16 protein-coding genes are annotated in these 16,564 nt (G+C 47.3%); 10 read left to right on the top strand and 6 right to left on the bottom strand.

The genetic code is table 11. From position 1 onward, the window contains the following. Positions 1-199 precede the first annotated feature (199 nt). Entirely contained in the window at positions 200-400 is a 201-nt protein-coding gene (locus tag ACUVJL_RS37265; protein WP_332959381.1) for a hypothetical protein, read from the top strand. A 158-nt stretch (positions 401-558) separates the two neighbouring features. After that, on the top strand, positions 559-2,556 hold the full coding sequence (locus tag ACUVJL_RS37260) for a BamA/TamA family outer membrane protein (RefSeq protein ID WP_445250411.1): 1,998 nt from the start codon (positions 559-561) through the stop codon (positions 2,554-2,556). A gap of 514 nt (positions 2,557-3,070) precedes the next feature. Here the strand turns inward: ACUVJL_RS37260 and ACUVJL_RS37255 are convergent. After that, positions 3,071-4,378, bottom strand: a complete 1,308-nt coding sequence (locus ACUVJL_RS37255; RefSeq protein WP_445250410.1) for a HEAT repeat domain-containing protein — start codon at positions 4,376-4,378, stop codon at positions 3,071-3,073. A 36-nt stretch (positions 4,379-4,414) separates the two neighbouring features. Further along, on the bottom strand, positions 4,415-4,990 hold the full coding sequence (locus ACUVJL_RS37250) for a CPBP family glutamic-type intramembrane protease (protein ID WP_445250409.1): 576 nt from the start codon (positions 4,988-4,990) through the stop codon (positions 4,415-4,417). A gap of 56 nt (positions 4,991-5,046) precedes the next feature. On the opposite strand from ACUVJL_RS37250, the gene ACUVJL_RS37245 reads away from it, so the two are divergent. Further along, positions 5,047-5,337 carry an acylphosphatase gene (locus tag ACUVJL_RS37245; protein ID WP_445250408.1) on the top strand — a complete coding sequence of 97 codons (291 nt, stop codon included), beginning with the start codon at positions 5,047-5,049 and terminating at the stop codon, positions 5,335-5,337. 139 nt (positions 5,338-5,476) lie between these two features. On the opposite strand, the gene ACUVJL_RS37240 is transcribed toward ACUVJL_RS37245, so the two are convergent. Continuing rightward, positions 5,477-6,118 carry a phosphoribosylanthranilate isomerase gene (locus tag ACUVJL_RS37240; protein WP_445250407.1) on the bottom strand — a complete coding sequence of 214 codons (642 nt, stop codon included), beginning with the start codon at positions 6,116-6,118 and terminating at the stop codon, positions 5,477-5,479. A gap of 133 nt (positions 6,119-6,251) precedes the next feature. Between ACUVJL_RS37240 and psaK the strand changes: the two genes are divergently transcribed. The 4 genes from psaK to ACUVJL_RS37220 all read left to right on the top strand — a co-directional run bounded on the left by psaK (position 6,252) and on the right by ACUVJL_RS37220 (position 10,663). Further along, on the top strand, positions 6,252-6,536 hold the full coding sequence (psaK, locus tag ACUVJL_RS37235) for a photosystem I reaction center subunit PsaK (RefSeq protein WP_445250406.1): 285 nt from the start codon (positions 6,252-6,254) through the stop codon (positions 6,534-6,536). A gap of 80 nt (positions 6,537-6,616) precedes the next feature. Beyond that, positions 6,617-7,813: a site-2 protease family protein gene (locus ACUVJL_RS37230; RefSeq protein ID WP_445250405.1), complete on the top strand. Its 1,197-nt coding sequence runs from the start codon at positions 6,617-6,619 to the stop codon at positions 7,811-7,813. Positions 7,814-7,894: 81 nt separating this feature from the next. Then, on the top strand, positions 7,895-9,844 hold the full coding sequence (locus tag ACUVJL_RS37225; RefSeq protein WP_445250404.1) for a CHASE2 domain-containing protein: 1,950 nt from the start codon (positions 7,895-7,897) through the stop codon (positions 9,842-9,844). Between the two features lie 36 nt (positions 9,845-9,880). After that, entirely contained in the window at positions 9,881-10,663 is a 783-nt protein-coding gene (locus tag ACUVJL_RS37220; RefSeq protein WP_445250403.1) for a DUF928 domain-containing protein, read from the top strand. Positions 10,664-10,713: 50 nt separating this feature from the next. Here ACUVJL_RS37220 and ACUVJL_RS37215 read toward each other — a convergent pair whose 3' ends face one another. Continuing rightward, on the bottom strand, positions 10,714-11,493 hold the full coding sequence (locus ACUVJL_RS37215) for a lipoate--protein ligase family protein (protein ID WP_445250402.1): 780 nt from the start codon (positions 11,491-11,493) through the stop codon (positions 10,714-10,716). Between the two features lie 144 nt (positions 11,494-11,637). Between ACUVJL_RS37215 and ACUVJL_RS37210 the strand changes: the two genes are divergently transcribed. Further along, positions 11,638-11,964 carry a thioredoxin family protein gene (locus tag ACUVJL_RS37210; RefSeq protein ID WP_445250401.1) on the top strand — a complete coding sequence of 109 codons (327 nt, stop codon included), beginning with the start codon at positions 11,638-11,640 and terminating at the stop codon, positions 11,962-11,964. A 237-nt stretch (positions 11,965-12,201) separates the two neighbouring features. Then, positions 12,202-13,461, top strand: a complete 1,260-nt coding sequence (locus tag ACUVJL_RS37205; RefSeq protein WP_445250400.1) for an LL-diaminopimelate aminotransferase — start codon at positions 12,202-12,204, stop codon at positions 13,459-13,461. 328 nt (positions 13,462-13,789) lie between these two features. Here the strand turns inward: ACUVJL_RS37205 and ACUVJL_RS37200 are convergent, their stop codons facing one another. Both ACUVJL_RS37200 and surE read right to left on the bottom strand, forming a co-directional pair. Continuing rightward, positions 13,790-14,188 (bottom strand): hypothetical protein, encoded by a 399-nt coding sequence (locus ACUVJL_RS37200; protein ID WP_445250399.1) that lies wholly within the window; start codon positions 14,186-14,188, stop codon positions 13,790-13,792. A 127-nt stretch (positions 14,189-14,315) separates the two neighbouring features. Further along, on the bottom strand, positions 14,316-15,122 hold the full coding sequence (gene surE, locus ACUVJL_RS37195) for a 5'/3'-nucleotidase SurE (RefSeq protein ID WP_445250398.1): 807 nt from the start codon (positions 15,120-15,122) through the stop codon (positions 14,316-14,318). Positions 15,123-15,331: 209 nt separating this feature from the next. Between surE and pheS the strand changes: the two genes are divergently transcribed. Then, the gene (pheS, locus tag ACUVJL_RS37190; protein ID WP_445250397.1) at positions 15,332-16,336 is read left to right on the top strand and encodes a phenylalanine--tRNA ligase subunit alpha; all 1,005 of its coding nucleotides are present in this window, start codon (positions 15,332-15,334) and stop codon (positions 16,334-16,336) included. Positions 16,337-16,564 lie beyond the last annotated feature (228 nt).

Below are 16,564 nucleotides of genomic sequence, written 5' to 3'. Positions count from 1 at the left end.
TACCCCCGGACTGGAGGAAAGTCACGACCGAGGAGCTAGTTGTAAGACTAGGATAGCAGACCGCCATTTTTGGCAAAAGGATTGCGCCCGGAAACCCTGGCAATAGGGATATTAAGGCCCGAAAGTCTTAAGAATCCCCGTAGCTTTAGCGCGGGGAGTGTCAATAGAAAATGCTGCAAACTCAAGGCAGGAGAACACTTTGAACTCTACTTTAAAACAGTACCCGGCTTGCTCTCTTCGCGAAGATGTCAGTGAGTACGTAGCACACCTACAGCTTCACATGACTTTACAAGCTCGCAACTTGCTCCCTACCATTACCACCGCTAAAGATAGTCGCGAACAACTGTTGCAGCAGACTCAGGCTCATTTTGAGAAACGAGTTTCTCGACAAGCTCTTTAAACAAATTTAACGATCGCCCGCGGTCGATCGTGTTTGCCCAAATTTCAGCATCCCAGAAACCCGGTATCCTCAAAAATACCGGGTTTCTTTTCGGCTAATTATGCTCTCGGGCCCGGTTTTGGGTAATATGCGTTGGGTGTGCTTTAAATTTAATGTGTATGCGAATTCCGATTATTGCATTTTTGACTTTGGCGGCGCCCGCGGGTGGCGAATTGGCAGCGCGGGCGATCGATCCGACATTCGCACCGACTCAGGCCGAGTTGAGAGAGGGAACCGCAGAAATTGACAGGCGAGACGCCTGTCCCACAAGGGCACAGACGGAGGATGAGGTGAGTCTCACATCTGGCACCATTCTCAAGAACGGGCAAGATGCCCGTTCCACAAGAGATGAATTGTTTTGTGGAACAGGCATCTTGCCTGTTGATAAAAAGTTGATTGAGAATGGTCCAACCTCTCAGGTGAGTCCAACTGTGCGGGATTTGCCGGCATCCGATGAGCTCGCAGCTTCAAAAGAAGTAGGCGCGGCGCAGCTATCCCCTAGGGAATCTCCCTCATATCGTTTCCGGTTGCATCACAATAATAAAATCGAGTCAACAGTTAACAGTCAACAGTCATTAGTCATTAGTCAACAGTCATTAGTCATTAGTCAACAGTCAACAGTCAACAGTCAACCGTCAACAATCATTCCGGTGCAACCGGAATTGATATCACTCAAGTCCAGCCACGATACAGATTTTACATCTCTGTTAAAAACTCCGGCGACGCTGGCGGCAAAAGCCGAAATCCCCGAAGTAGTAAACAGCAACGCCCCACAGCTAGGCGGTACTCTACAAATCAGTCAAGCGGGCAATGCGGAGGGCGTTTACGTTGCTGAGGTGAAAATTCGCTTTGTCAATTCCAGAGGCGAAGCTGTTGATACAAAAGGGAATCCCGTTGAGGGCAGAATTTCGGAAGATTTTATCCGAGGCGAGCTCAAACTCAAGCCGGGGGATAACTACAGCCCGTCCGTTGTACGATCGGATTTGCAGCAGTTGCAGCAATTGGGATTGTTTGAGAAGGTTACGGTTTCGATCGAAGAAGTTGGCACGGATATTAATGTTATCTACAATGTTCAAGAGCGATCGGCTCGCTCTTTTGGCGTCAGTGCCAGTCTTAGTGATGATATTGGCGTTGCTGTTCCTCTTTCGTATACCGATCGAACTTTCGCCAGAAACCCGCAGCGGCTAGAGGTGGAACTTCAGCCCAGCCTCCGAGGTATCCAGTACGATGTCGAGTTTATCAGCCCTTACGTTGCCGCCCCCGACCGTTTGGGATACAGTGTGAGAGCTTTTGGCGATCGCAGAATATCGGAAATTTTCAACAAAGATATTGATTTGCCCAACGGGAACCGGGTACGGGAAATTCGGATGGGGGGAAATCTCAGGTTTACCAGACCTTTGGGCGACTGGCAATCGACTTTGGGATTAAACTATACCAATATCAGCACGCGCGATCGCAACTTAAATATTGCCCGCCGCGACGAACTCGGCAATCCCCTCACATTCAGCGGCAGCGGCGTTGACGAGTTATACACTGTTTCTTTTAACTTGATGCTCGATCGGCGGGACAATCCCTTCAACCCCACCAGCGGCTCGAGTCTCAGCCTCAGCACCGAGCAGTCGATACCTCTGGGGCCAGGTAACATTGTGAGCAACCGCCTGTTGGCTAATTATATACAGTATGTACCAGTAACTTTGCTCGGCCTGAGTGAGTCCGAAACCTTGCCTGAAATGTTGGCTTTTAACTTGCAAGCGGGGACGGTAATCGGGGATTTGCCCCCAACAGAAGCTTTTCGCCTGGGCGGCCGCAATTCCGTGCGGACTTACGATAGCGGGGATATTGGCACCGGCCGGAGTTATTTCTTGGCTTCCGGCGAATATCGGTTTCCTGTTGGCAGGGATGTCGGCGGCGTGATATTTGTTGATTTTGAGTCGGATTTGGGAACGGGAGATAGCGTACTGGGAAAACCGGCCGTAGTCAGGGACAAACCGGGGACTGGGGCGGGTGTTGGGGTGGGTGTGAGGGTGCGATCGCGCTTTGGATTAATTCGCTTAGATATGGGTGTTAGCGACTCCGGCGATCTCAAATTTGTGCTCGGTACAAAGCAACGTTTTTGAATTAGTCATTAGTCAGGAGTTAAGTTTAGGGGCGGGTTTCACCAATCATCTATCTCAGAAACCAACAATATAATCAACCCGCCCCCACGAATACGACAAATCCGAATCTACATTTTTTGGATTCGATCGAACATCAGGTTAATCTGGGTTATCGGTTGTGTGGGGGCGGGTTTACAACATTGTTTGCGGTTCTCAAATATTGTTGGTAAAACACGCCCCTACAGTATGGGTGAAGATACAAGAAGCGATTGAAATCGCTTCTTGCTAAAAAAGGTTTCAGCCTAGGGTTTTAAACTGCGGCGTGTCGGTGATTTCTGCTAAGGATTGGGCGAGTTGTCGATCGCATAATTGAGTTTGATTTCCTTCCCCAACCCAACCTCCAAAGTGTTCACTATATGTTTGTGGTAGTAATCCCAATTGAGTGCAGTACAGCACCCCGGTAAGGACACAACTATGCTGTATCCCTACTATGTTGTAGGCAATTGAGAATTGCTATATGTATGCTAGTAACTACTTAACGCTTTAGTTTCTTCACATCAAAAGTTTTCGGCTTAGCCGCCGGAGTGCGGGGATAAAACTTAAACTTATTGAGCGCAGCACTTGCCGATTTAGCCACACCGCTATCTGTATCTCGCAAAGATTTTTGTAGCAGCGGAATCACTTTTTCAGACTTAAACATTGCTAGTGCTTCCACTGCAGCTTCGCGTACCTCCGGGTAAACATCTTGAGCTAATTTCCCCAAGGTTTCTATTGCTCGCTGACCTTCGGCTCTCAGAGCATTAGCAGCAGCCATTTGACCTAAAGCAGACGCTGCAAACTTGCGGGTTTCTTTGTCCTGACTTTGAACACATCCCATCAACTGCGCCACCGAATAGCTTGGTGCTTGTCTGGCAATTGGAAGCTGTTGTTCGGCTCCGGGTTGAGGTAAATTAATTGCTTGTGGTTGCGAAAAATCTGGGTAATTTAACTCTAGTTGAACTGCTGTTTGATTTAACTCACTTGACTGTTCCTGCCAAACTTCTTGTTGTGGTAAACCTTCTCCAAATTCTGTTGAATTTAACTGACTGAACTGCTGCTCCGGGACTTCTTGTTGTTGTAAATTACTCTCGTACTGCTCTTGTAAAGACCTGATAGTAGCTTGCATCTGAGCTTCGTGAGCTTTCAACTGCTCGTTAGCCGCTTGCAACTGACTCTCGTATTGCTGTTGCAAAGCCTCCATATTTAACTGCATCTCAACTTCGCGGTTCTCATATTGCTCGGCAGTTTGCCTCAAGCGAATTTCGTGTTCATGTTGCAGGTTTTGCAAATGTTCCTCGATCTGAGCTTGATAATTTAGATGCAATTCGTCAGCAACTCTGAGTAAATGATGTTCATGTTCTGCTTGCAAAGATTGTAGATTTTGCTCCAGCCTAGCATTGTTAGCGGCTTCTAATTCCTCGCTGATTTGTCGCAGCTCCTGCTCGTGTGCGCCAGCAACTTGTTGGAGCTGACTATCGCGTTCTGCCAGAACTTGTTTGAGCTGATTTTCGTATTGATTCGCAACTTGTTTGAGCTGATCTTCGTATTGAGTAGTAACTTGTCTGAGTAAATTTTCGTGTTCGATAGTAGCTTTTCTAAGCTGATTTTCCCGTTCTCCTTGCTGAGTTTCGACAGCTTGTTGCACCCGAGACATCTGAGCTAATTCTATTTCCTCAGTAATTCTGCGAGTTTGCTGCAAGTATTCTTGCTTTTGCTTGTTTAACCGCTTTTCCACTAACCAGTAAGCAACTGCTATCCCTGCCAAAAAACCTATGATCGCTCCTATGATACCCACAACTGACATCCTCCCGACAAAATAGTTATGCTGGACTTTTTACATTTAACCATACAGCCTCCTGTAACCGCCCAGTAGCAGCAGCCAGGCTGTCACTGCAAGCCAGTGAACGGCCACCGCAGGCCAGATAGAACCGCTTTGCAGGTATGCGATGGAGCACGCAACTCCCAAGATTGCAGCCAACAGCAAAAACACTGGATTCATAAAGGTCGATCGACCAACCGGGTAAAAAGTCAGCGCGTTCAGCGGGTGGTAAACTACAAAAGTCGCCAAACTCGCGCATCCCCAAAACCACAGCATTAACCCAGAAGCATTCTCGAACGGGTGCGGCAGCATTAACACCCGGAAAAATAATTCCTCGGTGATGCCCGGACTTAACAAACAGCCAAGAAGCACTCCCACAATTGTACGCCGAGAGGTTTGCACGTCTACTTTTAGAAATCCCGACCAAAAACCCACGGAAAGAGCGAGCGAAGTGTAAACCAGCGCGAGCATAGCTACAACCAGCCAATCAGTGAAATCGGGAATAGTTGAAAAAGCCAGGGTGACGCGACGTATCAGGAATCCCGGCAGCACGCGCGGCGGAGCTATCCCGAAGGGAATCGCAGTAAAATTTAACATAATCAAACTGATCCTTAAAATTTTCAAACAGATGTTAGCAGTAAGTTGACCCGTTTATGAAAAACCCATCATCGTCGCCCGTCAGAGTCCACGTTTTTGTTAGCGGATTAGTTCAAGGAGTCGGATACCGATATTCAACGATGAATAAAGCAAAGTATTTCGGCCTCAGGGGCTGGGTGAGAAATCTCCCCGATGGCCGCGTCGAGGCTGTCTTTGAAGGCGAGAAAAAAGCTGTTGAAGGAATGATTGGCTGGTGCCACCGCGGCCCCACCGGTGCTACGGTTAGTGAGTTGGTTTTGGAATACGAAGACCCGGAGGGCGATCGCACTTTTGAGATCCGTCGATAAAAAAATAAAGGGCATACACTGCGGTTGAAACCGCTACTATACAAAGGAAGTCTGCCTAACCTACGGCAGACTTCGCCCATGCAGACTAAAGAATGAATCGGATAAAAAGCGCGAATTTTCTATGGCCAATTATCAATGATTAGCAACTTGACTTAATGAGAGCAAACAACTGGGCAACTTTGGTCAAATCTTTATCTCCCGGCGCTTTTTCTACGCCGCTAGAAAGGTCAACACCGCTGAAGTTATTGCCGATTACGCTATCAATTGCATTTAAAACATTATCCGCTGTTAAACCGCCCGCCAGCAGCCAAGGACACTGGGGTCTAAACTCTGCTAACATCATCCAGTCGATGGTTTTTCCAGTACCGCCGAGTTGATGGGGATGGTAAGCATCGAGCAGTAAAGTATCGACACGAACAGCGTAAATAGCCGCAGTCTCTAGAGTTTCAGGAGTCTTAACTCTCAAAGCTTTGATAATTTCAATTCCCGGCAAAAACTCCCGCAGCCGATCGCAATATTCCGGTGTTTCATCTCCGTGCAACTGCACCCCGCTTAAATTTGACTCGCCTGCTACTTGACAGATATTTTCTATTGTGGTATCAGCAAAAACGCCGATGCGATCGACATTTTCCGGCAACTGCTCGACAATGAGGCGAATAGTTTCTGGGCTGACATAGCGAGGGGAAGCCGGCACACAGATAAACCCCAAAGCTTGGGCTCCCAAGCGGGCGATCGCAATTCCTTGGTCTAATTTAGTGATTCCGCAAATTTTAACCCGCACTCTTCCTCCTCGGTTCCGAATTTGTATCAAAATATCAACGAATTGTTAACTATTAAAACAAATCTTAGTTTAATGCAAACCGCTTTTTATAATCTGGGAAATCAATTTATCTGTGAAATCAGGAGATAAAAACATGATCAACTCATCTTTGCTGTTAGCCGTACAATCTACCGCTCCTTCAACGCCGGAGTGGTCGCCAATGGTAGGACTGACAATGATTTTATGCAATTTGCTGGCGATCGCGATCGGCTACTACGGCATAAACAAGCAAAACCGAGGCAAGGGTCCTGCTTTACCCCTTGTAGTACCTGGATTGTTCAAAGGCTTCGGCATACCAGAATTGCTGGCAACAACCAGCTTCGGCCACTTGCTCGGAGCCGGAGTAATCTTGGGCTTGGGTAACGCCGGAGTTCTGTAAAAATCTGGGGAAAGGCAAAGGCAAGGGGCAGAAAAGATATAATAGAAACTCTTTCTTGCTCCCCTTTCCCAGGAAATTTCATGCAGACAGGTTGGCGAATCGGTTCTTTATTTGGCATCCCCCTAGTTATAGATTACTCGTGGTTTATAATTTTAGCCTTAGCAACCCGCGAATACGCCAGCAGTTACCGCGTGTGGGGGCCTGCGCTCTCTTGGAGTGCGGGGTTGGCAATAGCTCTGCTGCTGTTTGCTTCCGTGCTCTTGCACGAACTCGGACACAGCTTGGCGGCGATATCGCAAGGCATTAAAGTTAATTCTATTACCTTATTCTTATTTGGTGGAATTGCATCAATCGACTCGGAATCAAAAACTCCTAGTCAAGCTTTTCAAGTAGCCATTGCCGGCCCTCTCGTCAGCTTGGCGCTGTTTTTAATCCTCGGTTTGGGTTCTCAAGTGCTCCCCCCGAAAAGTTTGCTGGCAATGGTAACCGAAAGGGTAGCAATAATCAATCTCGTTTTGGGATTATTTAACTTAATTCCGGGTCTGCCTTTGGACGGAGGACAAGTTTTAAAAGCAGCAATTTGGAAAATAACAGGCTCTCGATTTGCCGGCGTTCGCTGGGCGGCAAAAACAGGACAAGTTTTAGGTTGGGTGGCCGTGGCTTTGGGTCTAAGTTTATGCTTGTTAGCGCGCGAGTACGGTGGCTTGTGGATTGCGCTGATCGGCTCTTTTGCGATTCGTAATGCCCTAGCCTACAGCCGCTTTGCCGGATTGCAAGAAGCCTTGGTTAAAATTAAAGCCGGCGAGGCGATGAGCCGCGAGTTTCGAGTTGTAGATGCAGATTTGACTCTGCGAGAATTTGCCGATCGATATTTGTTAGAAGTCAATCCGTTTCCATTTTACATTGCGGCGAGCAACGGCAGGGATTTGGGCTTAGTGTCGATCGACGATATCCGCTTCACAGAACGCAGTCAATGGCAACTTCAGACATTGCACAACATTTTGAAACCCCTAGAAAAAACCCCCACCGTCTCCGAAAAAGCATCCCTCGCAGATGTAATTAACACCATGGAAGCCCGTCAACTCCCCCGAATCATCGTCCTCTCGCCGATTGGTTCAGTAGCAGGGACGATCGATCGGGGTGACGTGGTTAAAGTTTTGGCAACATACCTCAAACCCCAGATTTCAAGCGCCGACATCAAGCGCAGCAAAGAAGAAAACAGCTATCCCCAGGGATTACAGTTAAGTGCGATCGCCAAAACAGTACAAGACAATTAAAATTTGGGCATCGGTAAGGGGCATTAGTGACAAGTTAAGATGTAGCACACTTTGTCAATGAAGGTTCAAACAAAAAATTTTATGCCCAAATTCTTTAAGAGAATTTATCATAAATTGGGGGAGAGATGTTGGAAACAATTAACTCATTCCTTCGCCTTCGCTGACTTGCAACCTCTTGCTATTACCTGCATTGCCGTGACCGTAACTCTATTGGGAGTGCGGCATTTAGGCTGGTTGCAGCCACTAGAATTAAAGGCTTTCGATCTCATGGTGCAGTTGCGACCTGATCCGGGCCATGACCCGAGGTTGTTGATAGTTGAAATCACAGAGCAAGATATTAAGGCTTTTAAAATATGGCCAATTTCTGATCGCGTTTTAGCAAAAGCGATCGCCGAAATAGCGCGTCTTGAACCCATAGCTATTGGCCTCGATATAATTCGCGACATTCCCTACGAGCCGGGCCATGCAGAATTAGCAACTCAATTGAAAAACCCCAAAGTATTTCCGATTACCTTCCGCGGCAGCTCAAAGTACCAGCGAGTGCCACCAAATCCTTACATACCAGAGAAGCGGGTAGGATTTAACGATTTAGTAGTTGATCCAGATGGTATAGTGCGTCGCAATTTGATGTCGGCTGGCGATGGTAAAAAAACGCTTTTTTCATTTTCCACACGACTAGCTTTTGCATATTTTGATAACAAAAAAATAGAGTCAAAAGCTACCGAAAAAAATGAATTTTTGGTAGATAAAGTAGTATTTGCAAAATTGCACTCGAACTCAGGAGGTTATGAGAACATAGATGCCAAAGGCTATCAAATATTGCTCGATTACCGCTCTCCTAAAAATATAGCAGAGACCGTGACACTAACTCAAGTTTTTGAGGGCAAAGTTGACCCCAAATTGGTAAAAGGTAAAATAGTGCTAATAGGCGTTACAGCCCCAACTGTAAAAGATGTTTTTTCTACCCCTTACAGCGGTACTAAAAAGGGCAATATCCCGACGGCTGGGGTATTAATTCACGCAACGGCCACTAGCCAAATTCTCAGTGCAGTTTTAGACGGCAAAGGGCTATTTTGGTATTGGGACGAATGGCAAGAAATTCTCTGGATCGCTGTTTGGAGTGCAGTGGGCGGCTGTTTAGCTTGGCGGGTAGAAAAATCGCTGAATTTGATCGCGCTCGCGCTCTCCGCTGGCGGCTCATTATTCGGATTCACCTTTTTCCTATTCATGCAACAGGGGTGGATACCTGTAATCGCTCCAACCCTGGCACTTTTAATCACCGCAGGAGTCGCAGTAATCTATAAGTACGAGCAGTCGAGGCAACAGCAAGGGATTGTGATGAAATTATTAGGACAACAAACTTCACCGGCGATCGCAAATGCCCTGTGGAAAGAACGCGTCCATCTACTCGAATCAGGGTTATTGCCCGGCCAAAAAGTTACTGCTACCATCATCCTCACCGACTTGCAGGGTTTTAGTACAATCTGCGAAAAACTACCGGCCGAAGTAGTAATGAGTTGGTTAAATGAGTATTTATCCGCAATGGCCCAAGAAGTCCAAGCACATCAAGGCGTGATTAATAAATTTACCGGAGATGGGATGCTAGCAGTCTTTGGCGTACCCATTCCCCGCACCACTCCACAAGAAATTGCAGAAGATGCTCGCCTAGCCGTATCTTGCGCGCTAGCCATCAGTGCCCGCTTGCCACAAATGAATCAAAATTGGAGCGATCGCGGTTTGCCCGGAGCAAAAATGCGAGTAGGTATCTTTACAGGGCCTGTGATGGTGGGTAGTCTGGGAGGCACAACCCGTTTAGAATATGGAGTGATCGGCGACAGCGTAAATATTGCCTCTCGGCTCGAAAGCTGCGAAAAGCATCGGCAAGAGGACACTTGCCGGATATTGATTGCAGAAGAAACCTTACTGCATCTAGCAGACAAATTTGAAGTAGAATCTTGGGGAGCTTTGCCTTTAAAAGGCAGGGAACAAAAAGTTAATGTCTACCGCATTTTGGGAATGAAAAAAAAGTAAATAAACAGCACCTATCCCTAAACATTCATGAAGCCAATGAAAAAAATTACTAAGTTTCTCATCCACCTGACATTAATTGCAGCGGTAGTATCAAGCGCCACACTTAACATTTCCCAACTTGCAGTTGTGGGACAGCCGCGTGTAAACACACCTACCGAGCCAGACAATACTCAACCGGGAGGGCCGCGCTTCATTCAGCCTACTGAAGATATCGATGATCCGCCCACTCGAAGAGTAAGATCTGTGCGCGGTGGCTGCGCGAGCACTAGTAAGCTAAGTCTCACAGCCTTAGTGCCTAAAAATAATATCGGACGGACTGTTTCCGACTATCCAACATTCTTTTTCTACTTGCCTCAAACAGAGGCGGAATTAGCCGAACTGATCCTAGAAGATGAAAGCGGCAACCAGATTTATCAACAGGATCTGACAATTAAGAATTTATCAGGGGTGATCGGCGTTAGTATCCCTGCTAACACAAATGTGCCGCCCTTGGAAGTAGGCAAGAGTTACACTTGGAAATTTACAGTAGTTTGCGACCCTCAAGACAGATCGAGCGATCAGCTCGAAAGCGGTGTTGTACGGCGAGTTGAACTCAGTACAGATATCCTCAGTGAATTAGATCAGGCAGATCCGCGCCTGAAAACCTTTATTTATGCTGAAAATGGGATTTGGCAAGATGCCCTCAGCAATCTAGCTGCTGCTCGCCGTGCTAATCCTAATGATACAGATTTAGCTGCTGATTGGGAAAGCTTGCTGGATTCAGTGACATTGGGCGAAATTGCCAAAGAGCCGATCGTTGAAAGGGAGCTGCAGCCCTAGAGAAGTTTTCCGATTTTAGATTGGCGATGTTAGCCAGATACCCGACTTCTTCAAGAAGTTGGGTATCTAATATATTTTCCTTCTTCCTTCTTCCTTCTTCCTTCAACATCTGCTATAGCCTGCCATTCCTCTTCTGAAAGCGGCTGCACCTCCAACTGAATTTCCAAACAGCGACAAGCCGCCGCACTCAAAACATCAATTACAGTTGCAATAAAATCATCCCCCCCTTCAGATAGAGGTAATTCCACAGGAATTAATTCCTCGCCAAACACTTGAGAAAACAAACTAACATCCGGCTGCAAACGCATCGAACCGTGCTGCAAAATAGCATCACCCCGTCGCAATTGCGCGCTACCAATTAACTTGCAGCCATCAAGTGTAACTAAATCCGCACCTGTGGCAGTACCAAAACAATTGGGATTGTGAATATAACCCCTTCCAGCTTCTCCGTAGTGCAAATCTAAACCAATTGCCCTCCAACCCTCAATCAAAAACTCGCAAATAGTCTGATAAGCTTTCAGACGGCTGCTGGCAAATCCCGACGCCACAACTGCATAGGTTAAATCACCCTGGTGGAGCACGGCGCGCCCGCCGCTGGGCCTCCTCACCAACTCTACAGGCATTCCCCGCCAAGACAACTCCTGCCAAAACTCCGGCCATCGCCGCTGGTGGTAGCCCAAGGAAATCGCCGCCGGTTGCCAAGTGTAAAATCGCAGAGTTGGCGGAATTTTCCCGGCTAGATGCTGTTCCAGTAGCCATTGGTCGATCGCCATCTGCACGCTACCAGACGCCGACAACAGTGGAATTAAACGCCATACAGAATTATCCATCAGTTCCCAGTCCTGAGTTTGCACTCAATAATTCACAGAATGTTTTAAAATTAGTAACAGTTTTTTGGGCCTGTCTTCTCAGTTGGTGAAAGTTTCACGCCCGCCGGTGCTTTAGAAATAAATAGAAAAAATAATCGCAGAACCATGAGCAACAGTGTAATTGTCATTAACGACGAAAAATTTGAAACAGAAGTCCTGAAAGCAGAGCAACCAGTGCTTGCCTATTTTTGGGCTACTTGGTGCGGACCTTGCAGACTGACCGCGCCTTCGGTAGACTGGGTAGCTGCCAACTACAGCGATCGGCTGAAAGTGGTTAAAATGGAAATTGACCCCAATCCTAATACTGTCAAGGAGTATAAAGTAGAAGGAGTTCCAGCTCTCAGGCTGTTTAAAAATGCCGAAGTAGTGCTTTCTCACGAGGGAGCTATTAGTAAAGAAAAATTGATCGGTTTGCTCGACGCTCACTTATAAAGTTTTGAAATGATTCGGGAGTTTCCAACTCCCAACTCCCAACTTAGAATTATAGCAATCGCCAATATTTTTTTTAACATCTCTCTTTTCTCCTCGATATTCCTCTATACTCTGCGCCCTCTGCGCTCTCTGCGGTTAATAAAAAAAAAGATTCACAAAGCAAATAAAACTGCCCGCTCAAAAAAATATTTAACCAGATAAAAGCCTTCATTAAAATCCCCAAACAATACAAAAACTATGCAATTTGCTAAACGTATAGAGCCACTGCAATTTAATGTATTTGCCGCTATGGATCGGGCAAAAGCTCAAGCTAGAGCAGCGGGGCAGAATGTGATAGACTTGTCTCTGGGTTCTTCGGATTTGCCGGCGGCTGCTCACATTACAGAGGCGATCGCCCGATCGTTGTCTGACTCCAAAACTCACGGTTATTTGCTGTTTAACGGAACAAGAGATTTCCGGGAAGCGGCAGCTTGCTGGTACGAGAAAAAATTTGGCATTTCAGTCAATCCAGAAACAGAAGTGCTGCCGTTAATTGGTTCCCAAGAAGGCACGGCGCATCTGCCTTTAGCTGTACTCAACCCCGGAGATTTTGCTTTGCTGCTCGATCCGGGCTATCCTTCCCACGCGGGCGGTGTGCATTTGGCCGGCGGTCAAATTTATCCGATGCCACTCCTCTCGGAAAATGCGTTTTTGCCGATATTTGAAGATATTCCGACAGCAGTGCTGGCTGAGTCGAAGATGATGGTTTTGAGCTATCCTCACAATCCTACAACTGCGATCGCCCCGCTGGCTTTTTTTGAGAAGGCTGTGGCTTTTTGTCGGGAACACCGGCTTGTTTTAGTTCACGATTTCCCTTATGTGGATTTGGTGTTTGACGATCGCAATTTTGGATCTAAAATAGAGGCCCAGGCTCTGGATATGCATTACCAGGCAGAGCCTGGTAACGAGGAAGAATATCGAAAATTGATGGCGCCGTCAATTTTTATGGCCGATCGAGATAAAAGTGTGGCGATCGAGTTTTTTACACTATCCAAATCGTACAGTATGGGAGGTTTTCGAGTCGGATATGCGATCGGCAATTCCGAACTAATTGCAGCACTGCGACAGGTAAAAGCCGCAGTGGACTTCAACCAATACCGAGGGATTTTGAACGGAGCGATCTCCGCATTAACTGGCCCTCAAGATACCGTCAGAACCAGCGTAGAAACCTTCAGAAAACGGCGGGATGCCTTTGTAAAAGCGCTACAGGGCATTGGGTGGCTAGTACCCGTACCAGAGGCCACCATGTACGTTTGGGCTCCACTGCCGGAACCTTGGGCTGAAGATTCCGTAAAATTTTGCACTCAGCTAGCACAGAGTACAGGAGTCGCCGCTTCCCCCGGTGCCGGTTTCGGGAAATCAGGAGAAGGCTACGTGCGATTTGCCTTAGTCGAGTCGCCAGCAATTTTGGAAGCAGCAGTTAGAAAAATTGCTGAGTTTCAAAAGATAGCGATGTAATATAGCCTTTCTCAGTAACATGAGGTGCACGCTTGATAAGCGGGCATAGGGCATAGGGCATACCTCACTTTATTGAGAACTGCTATATGTGTCAACTTAACCCGAAACACCATTCTGAGACTTAAGTCCACCGGACTCGATCTTTGAGGCAGGGGTTAAAACCCCTGCGGGACTTGGGTTTTGATGTTTTTGGAAACACGATGAAGGGCACGGGGCCTAAGTCCTTACCTGCACCTCAAGATTGGTGCAATTGCTACAATATTGTGATTTATACCTAAAGGAATAGATATTTGCACGGAGTATCTGTCACAATTTATGTCAACAAATGTTACGGGGAGACATCTTGGGAATTACCAGTTCCGCTCACCCACTCTAAAAATCCTTGAAATGAATTCTGTCGGGGTAGGGATTTTTCCGTAGCGGCGATCGCACATCCAAAAAATACCACACTGCCCAAAATTGCAATCAGCGGAAAATGCTTACCCAACCCAAAGTCGCGCTGAATGCGAGCTAGCGGTCTGCTCTCGCGCCTGAGCATCTTTCCCACCGTCAGTTGTTTAAGACTAAAAGGATCGCGCACAAAATGACCACTCCAGCTAATTACTAAATGAGAATGGCAGTGGGGACAAGTGAATAGTCCGCTAACCATCCCGACTGGGCCTACGACGCTGGAACGGTTGCAGATCGGGCAAGTGAGAGAATGAGTGTTATAGGTGGGAGCGTTCATAACTGTTTTTCTTGAGTAAAAAAAACCAACAACTAATGGGGAGCCTGTCTTAACGCCTAAGGTATAGACCTTTATAGGCACTTTTCCTTAATTCCTAGTTTACCGCTCGGATCGGGTCGATGGCAGCTCACTGCTTTGGAAAATCTTTAAATGCCCAATCCCGCAACGAGTGCAAGTCGGGAACACAGGTGAGATTGTATTGCAGCGGAGTAACGGTTATTCTGTTGTCGCGAATAGCTTGTACGTCCGTAGGAATATCATGCGACACCGCCGAATCGCGGATTTCTTCTACATCTTCTAACAATTCCCCAGCCAGCCAATAATAAGTTTTGCCGCGAGGATCGGTGCGCTTTTGAAATATGTCGAAATAGCGGCGAATGCCTTGACGGGCGATGGTAACTCCGGTAATTTCTGCTTGTGTGACTGCTGGTATGTTGACATTCAAGAGCACCGGTTTGGGCATTGGCTGTTTTTCCAACTGTGACACCAAGGTGACAGCGAAATCCACTGCCGGCCCAAATTCCTGCGAAGTATAGCTCGCGAGGCTGAAAGCAATGCTGGGAATGCCTTCCATAATTCCTTCCATTGCGGCAGAAACCGTGCCAGAACAGATGATGTCCGTGCCTAAATTGGGCCCGTGGTTGATACCGGAAAGGACAAAATCGGGCGGTTTGTCAAGTAAAGCCCACAAAGCGAGTTTCACGCAGTCGGCGGGAGTACCCGAACAGGCCCAAGCTTGGACTGCGGGATCAAAAATAGATTCGATAATTTCGGCGCGGATGGGTTGGTGCAGGGTGAGGCCGTGGCCGGTAGCGGAGCGCTCTCTGTCGGGACAAACTACGCTCACGTGGTGACCGGCGGCGGCAAGAGCGTTGGCGAGGCTGCGGATGCCTTGTGCAAAGATGCCGTCGTCGTTGCTAATTAAAAGTTTCATCGAAATTTTTATAGGCCTGATAACAATACTAAACTAGATTCAACTAGGGCGATCGCCCTAACATCCAATTACCTATTACGAATTATCCGTAACTACCAAAAATCTCAAATCTCAAATCAACAAAACTGTCGAGCCAAAATTGCGCTAAACTCAGCTTGGCTCAAAACTGCCATCAATCTAAAATCTAAAATCTAAAATCTAAAATCAAAATGACTGTCCAGCTAAGCGACATTGAAACTCAACTAGAAATTCTCGCTCAAGAGTCCAAAAGTGCGATCGCCACTGCCAATACCCTCGAACAACTCGAACAGTTGCGCGTCGGCTACCTCGGCAAAAAAGGCCAACTCTCTCAGATTTTAGGCATGATGGGCAAACTGTCGCCAGACCAGCGGCCAAAAGTAGGTGCGATCGCCAATACTGTCAAAGAAGCCCTGCAAGCCGACTTAGAAGACAAGCGGGTCGCCCTCCAAACCGCCCAAATCCAAGCCAAATTAGCCTCAGAAACCATCGATGTCACCATGCCGGGGATTTTTCGTCCCCAAGGTCGCGTTCACCCATTAAACGCCGTCATAGACCGCGCTCTCGATATTTTTGTCGGCCTCGGCTACACCGTCGCCAACGGCCCGGAAATGGAAACAGATTATTATAACTTCGAGGCGCTGAACACCCCGCCCGACCACCCAGCGCGGGATATGCAAGATACATTTTACTTGCCAGGAGGCGACTTGCTGCGGACTCAGACATCATCGGTGCAAATTCGCTACATGGAACAGCACAAACCGCCGATTCGGATTGTCTCTCCCGGCCGCGTTTACCGCCGCGATACTGTTGATGCTACTCACGCGGCAGTTTTCCACCAAATTGAACTTTTAGCAATTGATGAAGGTCTGACATTTACTGACTTGAAAGGCACGATTAAAGAGTTTTTGCGGCAAATGTTCGGGCAAGATTTGCCGATCCGTTTCCGCACCAGTTACTTTCCCTTTACTGAACCTTCTGCCGAAGTTGATTTGCAGTGGAACGGCAAATGGCTGGAAGTCTTGGGCTGCGGAACGGTCGATCCTAACGTTCTTAAAGGAGTGGGTTTAGATCCAGAAAAATATACTGGGTTTGCGGCCGGTTTTGGTGTCGAGCGGTTCGCAATGGTACTTTATGAAATCGACGACATTCGCCGGGTTTATGCTAGCGATTTGCGCTTTTTGCGCCAATTTTAAAGAATGGCTTGGGGTTGGTTCTCCAAACCCTGTAGAGATTTTGATTAATAGACCTCTTGCAAAAATAACTAGGACGGGCAAGATGCCCATCCCACAAGAAAAAATAACTCTTGTGGGATGGGCATCTTGCCCGTCCGAGTTATTTTTGCAAGAGGTCTATTAATCAAAATCTCTACAGGGTTTGGAGAACCAACCCCAAGCCATTCTTTAAAATTGGCGCAAAAAGCG

Origin of the sequence: Microcoleus sp. OTE_8_concoct_300, from assembly GCF_031383065.1 — a bacterium.
Classification (GTDB): domain Bacteria; phylum Cyanobacteriota; class Cyanobacteriia; order Cyanobacteriales; family Microcoleaceae; genus Microcoleus.
This window is presented reverse-complemented; position numbering and strand designations above follow the sequence as displayed.